This window comes from Comamonas odontotermitis, from assembly GCF_020080045.1.
GTDB classification, from domain to species: Bacteria; Pseudomonadota; Gammaproteobacteria; order Burkholderiales; family Burkholderiaceae_C; genus Comamonas; species Comamonas odontotermitis.
Genome location: NZ_CP083451.1, coordinates 2654656 through 2668838 on the forward strand (window position 1 = coordinate 2654656; position 14183 = coordinate 2668838).

General features: G+C 62.1%; 12 protein-coding genes. 9 read left to right on the plus strand and 3 right to left on the minus strand.

Annotated elements, in window-relative coordinates:
- Positions 1 to 176: 176 nt before the first annotated feature.
- Complete coding sequence (locus LAD35_RS12375) at positions 177 to 1049, plus strand: DNA ligase (protein WP_224149367.1); 873 nt, start codon at positions 177 to 179, stop codon at positions 1047 to 1049.
- 184 nt (positions 1050 to 1233) lie between these two features.
- Here LAD35_RS12375 and LAD35_RS12380 read toward each other — a convergent pair whose 3' ends face one another.
- A complete protein-coding gene (locus LAD35_RS12380; RefSeq protein WP_224149368.1) occupies positions 1234 to 3783 on the minus strand; it encodes an arginine/lysine/ornithine decarboxylase in 2550 nt (849 codons plus the stop codon).
- A 169-nt stretch (positions 3784 to 3952) separates the two neighbouring features.
- On the opposite strand from LAD35_RS12380, the gene LAD35_RS12385 reads away from it, so the two are divergent.
- Complete coding sequence (locus tag LAD35_RS12385; protein WP_224149369.1) at positions 3953 to 4387, plus strand: NfeD family protein; 435 nt, start codon at positions 3953 to 3955, stop codon at positions 4385 to 4387.
- A gap of 279 nt (positions 4388 to 4666) precedes the next feature.
- Positions 4667 to 5584, plus strand: coding sequence for an SPFH domain-containing protein (locus LAD35_RS12390; protein ID WP_224149370.1), 918 nt, complete (start codon positions 4667 to 4669; stop codon positions 5582 to 5584).
- Positions 5585 to 5711: 127 nt separating this feature from the next.
- On the opposite strand, the gene kdgR is transcribed toward LAD35_RS12390, so the two are convergent.
- Both kdgR and kduD read right to left on the minus strand, forming a co-directional pair.
- Positions 5712 to 6494, minus strand: coding sequence for a DNA-binding transcriptional regulator KdgR (kdgR, locus tag LAD35_RS12395; RefSeq protein ID WP_224149371.1), 783 nt, complete (start codon positions 6492 to 6494; stop codon positions 5712 to 5714).
- A 48-nt stretch (positions 6495 to 6542) separates the two neighbouring features.
- Positions 6543 to 7340, minus strand: coding sequence for a 2-dehydro-3-deoxy-D-gluconate 5-dehydrogenase KduD (gene kduD / locus LAD35_RS12400; protein WP_224149372.1), 798 nt, complete (start codon positions 7338 to 7340; stop codon positions 6543 to 6545).
- Positions 7341 to 7680: 340 nt separating this feature from the next.
- Between kduD and kdgT the strand changes: the two genes are divergently transcribed.
- The 6 genes from kdgT to LAD35_RS12430 all read left to right on the plus strand — a co-directional run bounded on the left by kdgT (position 7681) and on the right by LAD35_RS12430 (position 13799).
- Complete coding sequence (kdgT, locus tag LAD35_RS12405) at positions 7681 to 8703, plus strand: 2-keto-3-deoxygluconate transporter (RefSeq protein ID WP_224149373.1); 1023 nt, start codon at positions 7681 to 7683, stop codon at positions 8701 to 8703.
- 53 nt (positions 8704 to 8756) lie between these two features.
- A complete protein-coding gene (locus LAD35_RS12410) occupies positions 8757 to 9518 on the plus strand; it encodes an SDR family oxidoreductase (RefSeq protein WP_224149374.1) in 762 nt (253 codons plus the stop codon).
- A gap of 137 nt (positions 9519 to 9655) precedes the next feature.
- Positions 9656 to 10501: an ureidoglycolate lyase gene (locus LAD35_RS12415; RefSeq protein ID WP_224149375.1), complete on the plus strand. Its 846-nt coding sequence runs from the start codon at positions 9656 to 9658 to the stop codon at positions 10499 to 10501.
- Positions 10502 to 10801: 300 nt separating this feature from the next.
- Complete coding sequence (locus tag LAD35_RS12420; RefSeq protein WP_184709776.1) at positions 10802 to 11131, plus strand: hypothetical protein; 330 nt, start codon at positions 10802 to 10804, stop codon at positions 11129 to 11131.
- Positions 11132 to 11307: 176 nt separating this feature from the next.
- A complete protein-coding gene (locus LAD35_RS12425; protein ID WP_224149376.1) occupies positions 11308 to 12330 on the plus strand; it encodes a P1 family peptidase in 1023 nt (340 codons plus the stop codon).
- Between the two features lie 41 nt (positions 12331 to 12371).
- Complete coding sequence (locus LAD35_RS12430; protein ID WP_224149377.1) at positions 12372 to 13799, plus strand: TAXI family TRAP transporter solute-binding subunit; 1428 nt, start codon at positions 12372 to 12374, stop codon at positions 13797 to 13799.
- The last annotated feature ends 384 nt before the right edge of the window (positions 13800 to 14183 follow it).

The window sequence follows — 14183 nt, forward strand, 5'->3', positions numbered from 1 at the left end:
AGCGCAGGGTTTGCCGGTTGGCAACAACAGCCATTTTGGCCACCAACCCTTATGCAGCATACGCAATGCATTCATTTTTTATAGCAGGCGTTGCCAAACGACGGGCGGCATGGCCTGGATTGGGGGGCGAGCGCTAGCATGCAGCCATTCTTTTCATGCGGTATTCAAAGGCCCCCATGCTCCCCACGCATATTCCACCCCGATTGCGCTATTGGTTGTTTGGCTTGCTGCTCCTCATCGTCTCCGCTGCACAGGCCGCCGACAGACCCGCCCTGTGGCTGGCACAGAAGTACCCGGGAGGTCTGGATCTGCAGCAGTACTGGGTGAGCGAAAAGTACGACGGCGTGCGTGGCTACTGGGACGGAACTGCATTGTGGACGCGCCAGGGCGAGCGTATTGCCCCGCCTGCCTGGTTCACCACAGGCTGGCCCGCAACGCCAGTGGAAGGCGAGCTGTGGGCGGGGCGCGGCCGCTTTGCCGATGCCCAATCCACCGCACGCAAGGTTGTGCCCGCCGATGCCGAATGGCGCCGTATCCGCTTCATGCTGTTTGACGCGCCCGCCACGCCCGGCCCCTTTGGTGCGCGCCTCCCAGCACTCGCACAGTTTGAAAAGGCAGCGAACCAGCCCTGGGTGCAAGCCGCACCGCAATGGAAGGAAACCAGCGAAGCCAGTTTGCTGAAACGCATGGCGCGCGTCGTCAAGGAAGGCGGCGAAGGCCTGATGCTGCACAAGGCGAGTGCCCCGTACCGCAGCGGCCGGGGCGACGATGTACTCAAACTCAAACCGCAGGACGATGCCGAGGCGCAGGTGATCGGCCATATCCCCGGCAAAGGCAAATACGCAGGCCAGACCGGCGCCCTGCTGGTACGCACAACGACAGGCCTGGAATTCAGGCTGGGCAGCGGCCTCAAAGATGCGGACCGCCTGCATCCGCCCGTCACCGGCACTTGGGTCACCTACCGCTACCGGGGCTTGCACGACAGCGGCTTGCCGCGCTTTGCCAGCTATTGGCGCGTGCGCGAAGACGCAACGCCCGTTGCCCCGTGATTGATACGCTTCAAAAAGCGTCGCTAAAAGCGCTTGACTGGCAGGCGCTCTACTTCATTTTCAAGCTGAAACCCCGCAGGATTCATCTCCCCGGCCTCACCACGCCGACAAGTACCGGCAACCATAAAAAAAGCAGCAACGCAGTGCTGCTTTTTGCTTTCGAGCCGAGAGACCCGAGCGCCTGTCAGGCCTTGGGCGTACGCGGCTTGGGTGCCTTGGCAGCCCTGGTGGACTTGGCAGCGGCCTGCGGAGCCTTCTCCACAGGCGAGATCTTGCCGACGCTGGCGTCGCCTACAGGCTTTTCAGCCTTCAGCGCCTTCTTCATGGCCGCTTCCGTCTTGATCTTGCCGGATTTGGCGGGCGCACGGCCTGCCAGCATGGGGCTGGTTTTCTTGCCAGCGGCCACGGGCGCCGAGATCACCTGCGTCTGCACGGCCTGATCGCCCGCATCCAGCGCCACGCAGTCCGCGTAGTAGCGCACTTCGCCCTTGTCGTCCACCAGCTCCACGAGGCCGTGGATATCGGTCTCGAAGCCGGGGCAGAGTTTGGAGAATTCGCGCGCGAAGATGAGGTAATCGACAATCTTGCGGTTGAAGACTTCACCTGGAATCAACAGCGGAATGCCCGGTGGGTATGGCGTTACCAGACCCACGGTCACGCGGCCTTCCAGGTGGTCGATCTCGACGCGGTCCGTCTTGCGGCGGGCAATGTGCGCGTAGGCGTCCGAGGGCTTCATCGCAGGCGTCAGCTCCGACAGGTACATCTCGGTCGTCAGGCGCGCGATGTCGTACTTGGCGTAGAGCTCATGCACATGCTGGCACAGGTCACGCAAGCCCATGCGCTCGTAGACCTTGTGCTGCTGGCAGAACTCGGGAAGGATGCGCCACATCGGCTGGTTCTTCTCGTAGTCGTCCTTGAACTGCTGCAGCGCGGTCAGCATGGTGTTCCAGCGGCCCTTGGTGATGCCGATGGTGAACATGATGAAGAACGAGTACAGGCCCGTCTTCTCGACCACCACGCCGTGCTCGGCCAGGTACTTGGTCACGATCGATGCTGGAATGCCGGTCTTGTCGAACTTGCCGTCCAGGTTGAGGCCGGGCGTGACGATGGTCGACTTGATCGGATCGAGCATGTTGAAGCCGTCGGCCAGCTCGCCAAAGCCGTGCCAGCTGTTGGAGCTGGCCTTGCCGCTCTTGCTCTTCTTGCCCTTGATGATCCAGTCGTCGGCGCGGCCCATGCCCTCTTCGGCCAACTCGTGCGGGCCCCAGACCTTGAACCACCAGTCGTTCTTGCCGAACTCGTCTTCCACCTTGCGCATCGCGCGGCGGAAATCCAGGGCCTCGACAATCGACTCCTCCACCAGCGCAGTGCCGCCGGGCGGCTCCATCATGGCGGCAGCCACGTCGCAGCTGGCGATGATGCTGTACTGCGGACTGGTCGAGGTGTGCATCAGGTACGCCTCGTTGAACAGGTTGAAGTCGAGCTTCTGGGTCTGGCTGTCCTGCACCAGCACGTGCGATGCCTGGCTGATGCCGGCCAGCAGCTTGTGGATCGACTGCGTGGCATACACGACCGAGTGCTTGGGGCGCGCGCGCTTCTTGCCCATGGCGTGATAGCTGCCATAGAAGGGGTGGAAAGCCGCGTGCGGCAGCCATGCCTCGTCAAAGTGCAGGTTGTCCACATAGCCATCGAGCTTTTGCTTGATGGTTTCGGTGTTGTAGAGCACGCCGTCATAGGTGGACTGCGTGAGCGTCAGCACGCGCGGCTTGACCTTCTTGGGGTCCACGCCCTTGAGCAGCGGATTGGCGGCAATCTTGGCTTCGATGGTCTTGGGCGAGAACTCGCTCTCGTGGATCGGGCCGATGATGCCGAAGTGGTTGCGCGTGGGCTTCAGGAAGACAGGAATCGCCCCCGTCATGATGATGGAGTGCAGGATGGACTTGTGGCAGTTGCGGTCCACCACCACCACATCCCCGGGCGCCACGGTGTGGTGCCACACCATCTTGTTGGAGGTGGACGTGCCGTTGGTCACGAAGAAGCAGTGGTCGGCGTTGAAGATGCGTGCGGCATTGCGCTCGCTCTCGCCGATTGCACCGTTGTGGTCGAGCAGTTGGCCCAGCTCTTCCACCGCGTTGCAGACGTCGGCGCGCAGCATGTTCTCACCGTAGAACTGGTGGTACATCTGGCCGATGGGGCTCTTGAGGAAAGCCACGCCGCCGCTGTGGCCGGGGCAGTGCCAGCTGTAGGAGCCGTCTTCCGCGTAATCGAGCAGCGCCTTGAAGAACGGCGGCTGGATGCTCTCGAGGTAGTTCTTGGCTTCACGGATGATGTGCTTGGCCACGAACTCGGGCGTGTCCTCGAACATGTGGATGAAGCCGTGCAGCTCGCGCAGGATGTCGTTAGGCAGGTGGCGGCTGGTCTTGGTCTCGCCATAGATGTAGATCGGCACATCGGGGTTCTTGCGGCGCACTTCGGAGATGAAGTCGCGCACATTGCGCACGATCAGATCTTCGTCGCCGCCCTGCGTGAATTCCTCGTCATCCACCGACAGGATGAACGCACTGGCGCGGCTTTGCTGCTGTGCGAACTGCGAGAGATCGCCATAGCTGGTCACGCCCAGTACCTCGAAGCCCTCTTCCTCGATCGCATGGGCGAGGTCGCGGATGCTCAGACCGGAGGTGTTCTCCGAGCGGAAATCCTCGTCGATGATGACGATGGGAAAGCGAAATTTCATGGGCAGTGCCTCACAATGAACAGAGCAAACAACAGACAAGAAAAGAAACAGGCGCGAAGTGTACGGAATTTAGAACTCCGTTTTATGTAATGAATGTCAATTGCCGCAAAATTGATCAACATATCGCACAATGCAGCAACAAGTCTGAGCGAACAAGGAGGAATCGACAATGGCACTCTCAAGTATCTGGTGGCTGATGGCGGGTATTGCCGTGATTGCCGAGCTGCTGACCGGCACACTGTATCTGCTGATGGTGGCCATTGGCCTGGCTGCCGCCGCCATTGCCGCGCACCTAGGTGCTGGCGAGACAACGCAGGTAGTGGTGGCTGCGGCTGTGAGCGCGGCAACCGTCCTCGCGTGCTACCTGCGGCAAAAGCGCCTGGGCGCCCTGCACAACACCCAGGGGGACCGCAGCATTCACCTCGACATTGGCGAGCAATTGACTGTGGACCACTGGCAGCCCGACGGCACTGCCCAGGTGCGCTACCGCGGCGCGCAGTGGACTGCCGTTCTGCAGCACGGCACGCAACCCACGGCCAGCGGCCACTACCGCGTTGTGCGGCTCGATGGCAACCGGCTGATGGTGGAGCCTGCCGCCGCGTAGTGCCATCTAGTGTCACCGGCAGGGATGCCGCCCGGGCATGTCGGCGCCACGGCCAGGCGTGTCTCGATCAAAAGCAGGAAGATCGGCCGCCATCGCGCACCAGTGGTGCGGCCCTGCCTCCAAAACAATAGCATTCACCCACCCAGGTCATTGCGGCGCCGCATCAGGGCACGCATGTTTTAATCGGGCTACGGGCTCCTATTGAGGCCCACAGGCCCTCGGGCCACTGCCGCCCGCAGTCACTGCGGTCACCGCCGGAATCCATCCAGAGGAGAACACATGGAAATTGCAATCATTGCCCTTGTCATCGTGGTGATATTTGTCGCCATGTCCGTCAAGATCGTGCCCCAGCAGCATGCATGGGTCAAGGAACGCCTGGGCCGCTATGCCGGCACACTGGCGCCAGGCCCGCGCTTCATCATCCCGTTCGTCGACAAGGTCGCCTACAAGCACAGCCTGAAGGAAATTCCGCTCGACGTGCCCAGCCAGGTCTGCATCACGCGTGACAACACCCAGTTGCAGGTCGATGGCATCCTGTACTTCCAGGTGACCGACCCGATGCGCGCCAGCTACGGCTCGTCCAACTACATCATGGCCGTCACCCAGTTGGCTCAGACCTCGCTGCGTAGCGTGATCGGCAAGCTCGAACTCGACAAGACCTTTGAAGAGCGCGACATGATCAATGCGCAGGTGGTCTCGGCCATTGACGAGGCCGCGCTGAACTGGGGCGTGAAGGTGCTGCGCTATGAGATCAAGGATCTGACGCCACCGGCAGAAATCCTGCGCTCCATGCAGGCGCAGATCACGGCAGAGCGTGAAAAGCGTGCGCTGATTGCCGCCTCCGAAGGTCGCCGCCAGGAGCAGATCAATATCGCAACCGGCGAGCGCGAGGCCTTCATTGCCCGCTCCGAAGGTGAAAAACAAGCCGCCATCAACAAGGCCCAGGGCGAGGCCGCATCGATCACTGCCGTGGCCGACGCGACCGCGCAGGCACTGGAGCGCATTGCCGCCGCCATCCGCCAGCCCGGCGGCGAGCAGGCCGTGCAGTTGAAGGTGGCCGAGCAGGCTGTCACCGCCTATGGCCAGTTGGCCAGCGATGCGACCACCACCTTGGTCGTGCCCAGCAACATGACGGAAGTCTCCAGCCTGATCACCTCGGCAATGAAGATGATCCAGACCACGCAGCGCGGCAACTGACCGTCCAACCCATATGGACGGGCTTCAATGTCCGTCCATAAAGCGCAAACCGCTACTGAATCAGTAGCGGTTTTTTCTTGTCCGTGCGACGAAGGTATGCGTCCGGCGCCAGGCCCCGGTTTACGGCTTACTCCACTGGCCGCCAGCCCAGCCGGGCCGAGATCGACTGGCTGGCCGCTTTCAGCAGCGCGGTATAGCGCTCTGGCGTATTCGCATCGCAGCGCATGGTGGGAAAGGAGATCGACAGCGCCGCAATCACCTTGCCAAAGCGGTCGAACACCGGCACGGCGATGCAGCGCAGACCGGGTTCGGCTTCTTCGTTGTCTTCGGCAAGGCCGAGCTTCCACACGCGCGGCAGGATCTGCATCACCGCCTCGGCCGTGTCCAGCGTCTGCGGCGTGAAAATCTTCAGTGGCTGCAAATCCAGCAGCGCCCGCGCCTTGCTGGGCGTCATGTGGGCCAGCAGTACCTTGCCGATGGCCGTGCTGTGCAAGGGCTTGCGCCGCCCGATCCGCGATTGCATGCGCAACCCGAAATCCGATTCGATCTTGTGGATGTAGATGATGGCGTCTTCATCCAGGGCGCCCAGGTGGATGGTTTCGCGTGTCAGCTCGCCCAGGCGGCGCATGTCTTCATCAGCCTCACGCACCAGATCCGTATTCTCCAGCGCCTTGCCGCCCAGCTCAAACAGCTTGAGCGTGGCGCGGTACAGCTCCGATTCGCCGTCCTGCGCCACGTAACCCAGGGCCTTGAGCGTCTGCAGCAGCCGGTGCACGGACGATTTGGACAGCGCCAGCTGCTGGGCCAGCTCGGTCACACTCACATCACGCCTGTTGCCCAGGCACTCCAGAATGGCAAACGCCTTCTCAACGGCAGCTACGGTGTCGGATTTGTCCTGGATGGTGGTCATGGGCAGCAAAACGGGGCGGTCTATGTCTTTGAGGATGTACAGATCCCATTATCGGGCCAGCCAACCGCCATCGACAGCCAGCGTATGGCCATGCACATAGTCTGCCGCAGATGAGGCCAGGAACACGGCCGCGCCGCCCAGGTCTTCCGGCGCGCCCCAGCGGCCTGCCGGAATGCGCTGCAGTATTTCGCGCGTACGGCCCGCATCCTTGCGCAGCGCCTCGGTGTTGTTGGTTTCGATATAGCCCGGAGCAATCGCGTTCACATTGATGCCCTTGGCCGCCCACTCATTGGCCAGCAGGCGCGTGAGACCCAGCACCCCACTCTTGGCCGCCGTGTACGAAGGCACCCGGATGCCGCCCTGAAAGGACAGCAGCGACGCAATATTGATGATCTTGCCGCCGCGCCACGCCCCACCCTGCTCCACCCCACGTGCCAGCATGTGGCGCGCCACCGATTGGGACAGGAAAAACAGCGTCTTGAGGTTGGTGTCCATCACGGCATCCCAGTCTTCCTCGGAGAAATCCAGCGCATCGGCACGGCGGATGATGCCTGCGTTGTTCACCAGCACATCCACATGGCCCATGTCTGCCAGTGCCTGCTCCATCACGCCCGGGATGGCGCTGGTGGATGCCAGATCGGCCCGCACCGCCACAAACCGGCGGCCCAGCGCACGAACCTGCAGCGCGGTCTCGGTCGGCTCACTGCGATTGACACCCACGATATCGGCCCCCGCGCGCGCCAGCGCCACCGCAATGCCTGCACCGATACCGGTGTTGCACCCCGTCACCATGGCCACACGGCCACGCAGATCAAAAGGGTTGAAGGGGACAGCCGTTGGAGACATGGGGTTCCTTTTGTTTTTGTGAATGACGCCGGGATGGCGTTGCTTGCAGATCGATGGCGGCCATGGGTCTCACCAGTCATGGCCCAGAGCCGGGCAATCCTTGAGACATCTTCGGGCCCACACCATCACAGAGATAAGACAAGTATAGAAATCAAATTTATTTTCCGGAACCATGTTCTATTTTTTTCTAATTTTTTTCATTATTTTCAAAATTCCTAGGGTTTACATCATGATTTTTTATGGAATTTCTATGAAACACTGCATGCGTCAAGACTTTGTTGTCTGACAACAAACAAACCACACATAACAAAAGCGCCTGCCGCGGCGCAAGGAAAGAGACATGCACATCAAGAAAGCCATCGAGCGCGTGCCCGGCGGGCTCATGCTGATTCCCCTGCTGCTGGGCGCCTGCGTCCACACCTTTGCGCCCGATGCGGGCAAGTACTTCGGCTCGTTCACCAATGGGTTGATGACGGGCACGGTGCCGATCCTGGCCGTCTGGTTCTTCTGCATGGGCGCCACCATCAACCTCAAGGCCACTGGCGTGGTACTGAAGAAATCGGGCACCCTGGTGCTCACCAAGATCCTGGTCGCCTGGGTGGTCGCCATGATCGCGACCCGGCTGCTGCCTCCCGGCGGCATTCAGACGGGTTTGTTCACCGGCCTCTCGGTGCTTGCCCTGGTGACAGCCATGGACATGACCAATGGCGGCCTGTACGCCGCGCTGATGCAGCAGTACGGTACCCAGGAGGAAGCCGGTGCCTTTGTGCTCACCTCCATCGAATCGGGCCCACTCGTCAGCATGCTGATCCTGGGCGCCACCGGCGTGGCCGTTTTCGAGCCACGCCTTTTTGTCGGCGCAGTGCTGCCGTTTCTGATCGGTTTTGCGCTGGGCAACCTCGATGCCGAACTGCGCGAGTTCTTCGGCCGCTGTGTGCATCCCTTGATTCCGTTCTTCGGCTTTGCACTGGGCTGCTCGATTGACCTGGGCGTGATTGCCAAGAGTGGGTTCACCGGTGTGTTCGTCGGCCTGGCAGTCATCGTCATCACCGGCGTGCCGCTGATCCTGGCCGACAAGGTGATCGGCGGCGGCAACGGCACGGCAGGGCTGGCAGCTTCGTCCACTGCAGGCGCCGCGGTGGCCAATCCGCAGATCATCGGCAACATGATCCCCGAGCTCAAGCCCATGGCCGATTCGGCCACCGCCATCACCGCCACGGCCTGCCTGCTCACCGCCATCCTGGTGCCGATCCTCACCGCGATGTGGGCGCGCAAGTACGGAATGCTGCGAAATAAGGAGCAAACTGCGCAAACTGCACCTGCGCAAAACCCCAATTCACTGGTGCAGGATGGCCATTTCTGACCACCGAACACAGCCAACCCCCAAGGAAAGATCGACAGGAAAGATGAGAAAGAATGAGTAATTTGACCCTCCCCTCCCAACGCCTTGCAGGCAAGGTGGCCCTGGTGACCGCAGCTGGCCAGGGCATTGGTCGCGCCAGTGCCGAGCGGCTGGCCGCCGAAGGCGCGCGCGTGATCGCCACCGACATCCACATGCAGTCGCTCTCGGGCTCCGGCCTGGATGCACGGCAGCTTGACGTGCTGGACAACGCCCAGGTGCAGGCGCTGGCGGCCGAACTGGGGCCCATCGACATCCTGTTCAACTGCGCAGGCTTCGTACATGCGGGCTCCATCCTGGAATGCAGCGAAACCGACTGGGACTTTGCCTTCGACCTGAATGTGAAGGCCATGTACCGCACCATCCGTGCCTTTCTGCCCGGCATGCTGCAAAAGGGCGCTGGCAGCATCATCAACATGTCGTCGGCTGCCTCCAGCATCAAGGGCGTGCCCAACCGCTTTGCCTACAGCGCCTCCAAGGCTGCCGTCATCGGCATGACCAAGTCGATTGCCGCCGATTACTGCACCAAGGGCGTGCGCTGCAATGCCATCTGCCCTGGCACGGTCGATTCGCCATCGCTCGCCCAGCGCATTGCCACGCAGGCGCAGCACGAAGGCCGCTCGGTGGACGAAGTGCGCGCCGCCTTCATCGCGCGCCAGCCCATGGGCCGCGTGGGCAAGCCCGAGGAAATCGCGGCGCTGGTGGCCTACCTGGCTTCCGACGAAGCCGCCTTCACCACGGGCCAGGCGCATGTGATCGACGGCGGCTGGGCCAACTGACTACAGCTGCTCGCAACGAATGACAACGAGTGGGTAGCGGCTGCGTGACACCCCTCGCACCCCGCCCTGCATAGACTAAAGAACATTCTCAAACGGCCCAAGGGCTATGAGAACATTGTTTTGATAATGGAGACTGCATGAAACTGCTGCGCTACGGCCCTGTGGGCCAGGAAAAACCCGGATTGCTGGATGCCAGCAACACCTTGCGCGACCTGTCTGGCGTGGTGGCCGACATCCACGGCGACACCCTGAGCGATACGGCGCTCGCCAAGCTGCGCGCCATTGACCCGGCCACCCTGCCCGCCGTCGGCGGCCAGCCCCGCATTGGCCCCTGCGTAGGCCGGGTGGGCAAATTCATCTGCATCGGCCTGAACTATGCCGACCACGCCGCCGAATCAGGCGCGGCGATTCCCACCGAGCCCGTGGTGTTTGGCAAATGGACCAGCGCCATCTGCGGCCCCAACGACGACGTCGAGATTCCGCGCGGATCGACCAAAACTGACTGGGAGGTGGAACTGGGTGTGGTGATCGGCAAGCCCGCCAAATACATCACCGAGGCCGAGGCGCTCGACCATGTAGCTGGTTACTGCGTGATCAATGATGTGTCCGAACGCGAATGGCAGATAGAGCGCGGCGGCACCTGGGACAAGGGCAAGGGGTTCGACACCTTCGGCCCCATCGGCCCCTGGCTGGTGACGCGTGACGAAGTGCCCAATCCGCAGAACCTCACCATGTGGCTGGATGTGGATGGCAAGCGCTTCCAGAACGGCAACACCAAAACCATGATCTTCACCGTGGCGCAGATCATCGCCTACCTCAGCCGGTGCATGAGCCTGCAACCAGGCGATGTGATCTCGACCGGCACGCCACCCGGCGTCGGCCTGGGCATCAAGCCCACGCCCGTCTACCTGAAGGCGGGCCAGACCATGCGCCTGGGGATTGAGGGCCTGGGCGAGCAGCAGCAGACCACGGTCGCCGCCTGATCCACTGTGGCACCGAACGGCCCGCACGGCGTTGCCCTGCGGGCTTTTGCTATCTAAGCGCTGGCATCTTCGGGGCACCCGGGCCATGTGGATCATTGCTCAGGTCTTCTCGGCGATCTCGGGTTCGGTGGTTGCCAGCAGCACCTTATGCATCAACGAAAGCAATCCAAATTGAGATTCAGATAGAACTTCAACTATCAAATACCTGTTAACGCTGACGTACAAACCAACCATTGCTCATCTTTTGATACAGGAATATCCGCTAAGCTTCGCAGCTTCATTCGCCCATCATGAATGCCCATGAGCCGCCTGCTTGCACAACTTCTTGTTCCTTTGGCCCTGGCCAGCCTGTCTGCTCCCGTCTGGGCGCATGACGACGACCACCATGGACGCCGCCACCATCGCAAGGAGTACAAGGAAGAGTACTGGGACGGCCAGTGCAAGGTCGAGCGCAAGTGGAAGAAGAATGGCGAGTACAAGGAAAAGCGCAAGTGCCGCGACCGGCCCGTCGTCTACCAGCAGCCGGTGTATGTGGAGCCGCAACCGGTTGTGGTGGCCCCCCGCCCCGTGATCGCCGTTCCCAGGCCCGAAGCCATTGTGATCAGCCCGCAGATCGTGATTCGTCCCTGACGGCTGTGCGTCAAGCCACTTGAAGCATTTATGAGCCCTGGCGCCCGATGGGAAAGCGCCTCTAGCTATATAAAAAATAGCAAATCAGTTCACTGCAAAGCGCTGTCAGACACTTGTTTGACAGCGCTTTGGATTTTGTGGCACCTGCGCGCTCAGCCTTGGCCCACAATCGGCCCATGTCTTTCAACGCAAAACAATTTCCGGCCACGGGCGCCATCACCCTGGTGCAAGGCATCGAGGTCGGTCACTTCACGGACAGCCGCCGCCCCACGGGTTGCACAGCCATTCTGGCCAGAGATGGCGCGGTGGGCGGCGTGGACGTACGCGGCGCCGCCCCCGGCACGCGCGAGACTGACCTGCTGCACCCCACCAATCTGGTCGAGCGCGTGCACGCCATCGTGCTGGCCGGTGGCAGCGCCTGGGGGCTGGATGCTGCCAGCGGAGCCATGCGCTGGCTTGAAGAGCAAGGTGTGGGCCTGGACATCTCGGTGGGCCGCATTCCCCTGGTGCCTGCGGCCGTACTGTTTGATGTGCTGGTGGGCGATATGCGCGTGCGCCCCGACGCCGCCGCCGGCTATGCCGCATGCAAGGCGGCCAGCCGCGCCATGCCTACGCAAGGCAATGTGGGCGCCGGTGCGGGCGCTGCCGTAGGCAAGATCTTTGGCATCGACCGCGCCATGAAAGGCGGCATTGGCACGGCTTCTGTCACTGTCGACGGCGTGACCGTGGGCGCCATCATTGCCTGCAACGCACTGGGCGATGTGATCCACCCCGACACCGCCCAGGTGGTAGCGGGCGCGCGTACCGCAGATGGCAGGCAACTCATGGATACGCGCCGCGCCCTGCTGCGTGGCGAGCCGCCCAGGCCGTTGTTGGCGGGCACCAACACCACCATTGGCGCGGTGGCAACAGACGCCACCATCACCAAGGCCCAGGCGAGCCGCCTGGCCACCGTCGCACACGATGGCCTGGCGCGCGCCATCAACCCGGTGCACACCATGTCGGACGGCGACACGCTTTTCTGCCTGGGCACGGGTGCCACCGGCCGCAGCCCTGGCATGATGGTGCTGGCCACCATGGCCGCCGAAGCCGTGGCCCAGGCCACCTTGCAGGCTGTGCTGCACGCGCGCAGCTTACATCTGGATGCCGGAGAAAACCACAAAGCGCTGCACTTGCCCAGCGCCGCTGATTTACAGTAAGCGGTCTTCCAATACCGCTGCATGCGCAGCACCCGAACACCATGGGTGACCGATCCACCACGATGCGCCACAAGGCCTACCAACTGCGCCAGACGTTGATCACGCTGGTGCTCAATATCCGCGATGCAGTGGTGTCCGGCGGGCCCTTGGTGATCATTGCGGTGGCGCTGATCGTGGCGGCCTACTGGTGGCTCAAGCCCAATCCGCCGTCGCAAGTGACGCTCGCCACCGGCCCGGCGCAAAGCGCCTATGCCAGTTTTGGCGACCAATACCGTTCGGCACTTGCCAGCAACAAGATCATGGTGAATCTGGAGGCCAGCGAAGGCTCGTTCAGCAACCTCCAACTGCTGCGCGAAGGCAAGGCAGACCTCGCCTTTGTGCAAGGCGGAACGGCCAGCCTGACCGATGAAGACCTGGAAAGCCTCACCTCGCTGGGCGCGCTCTTTCTTGAGCCGGTCTGGCTGTTCTACCGCACCGATGCGGCGCAGCGCCTCAACAAGCGCCCGCAGTTGACCAGCATGACCCAGCTGGCCGGCTGGAAGGTGAATGTCGGCACGGCTGGCAGCGGCGTGCCCACCCTGTTCAACCAGCTGCTCGAGGCCAACCACCTCAGCCCCAGGCAGCTGACGCTGTCGCAATTGACGGAAACACCGGCCACGGTCGATTTTCTGGCGGGCAAGCTCGATGCCATGGTCTTCGTCTCCGCGCCCGAATCCCTGATGGTGCAGATGCTGCTGCAAACGCCCGGGGTGCAGTTGATGGATTTTCCGCAGAACGAGGCCTATGGCCGCAAGTTCAGGTTCTTGACGCCGGTCACGCTGCCGCGCGGCATCGTGGATCTGGCAGCGAACGTGCCGCCGCGCAATGTGCACCTCCTGGCATCCACCACCTCGCTTCTGGCGCGCGACGATACCCACCCCGCCATCAAGCAGCTGTTTGCCCAGGCGTCGCAGAACATCCACAGCAATGCAGGTTGGTTCAACCGGACGCGTGATTTTCCCAATACCAAGAGCAGCGAGTTGCCGGTGGCGCAAGAAGGCGTGCGGGCCATCAACGAGCCCTCTCCCTGGCTGCAGCGCTATCTGCCTTTCTGGCTGGCCAACCTGGTGGAGCGCATGTGGCTGGTGATGGGTGTTCTGCTGGCCTTCATGCTGCCGCTGTCACGCATCGTTCCGCCGCTCTACCAGTTCCGCGTGCGTTCGCGGGTGTTCAAGTGGTATGGACGGCTGCGCGCCGTCGAGCATGAAATGGAGCAGCCCGACCCTGACCGCGCCGGTATCCGGGCCGAGCTGGAGGAACTCGGCCGCAAGGTCGAGAAAATCACCGTTCCGCTCTCCTACGCCGACGAGCTGTACGCGCTGCGCAGCCATATCCATTGGGTGCTGCAGAAGCTGGACATGCAAAGCCGGGAGCCCGCACAAACCACACAGGGCCCAGCCAATGGGCCAGACCACTCTCCCGCCATCTGACCCTGCTGCGCCAGGCCCAGGCGCAGAGCAGCCTCCCGGTCCGACATTGCTCGCCCATTCGTAACGGTTGACGGATAACGGGCGACAACACCCGCGCCCCGATAGCCTCGGGACAAACCTTGCATTTCTTGACTTACAGCAAGGTCTCGCCACGCCCAACGCACCAGAATGCGGGTAAACCTTGACGTCAGGCAATGTGTTGCCGCGCGCATGAATGGTAGTGCGGTGCCGCACGAAATCAGCTTTATCCGTCTGGAATGTCTTTCTCAAGCCGGCTCAACTGCTAATTTTGATAGCAAAAAACCGCGTGCATTGCGCACGGCTTGGCGCAACAATGCGCCAAGGGATTGACTGTCATCAAGATTCGAGCCTAAGCCCTTGGCA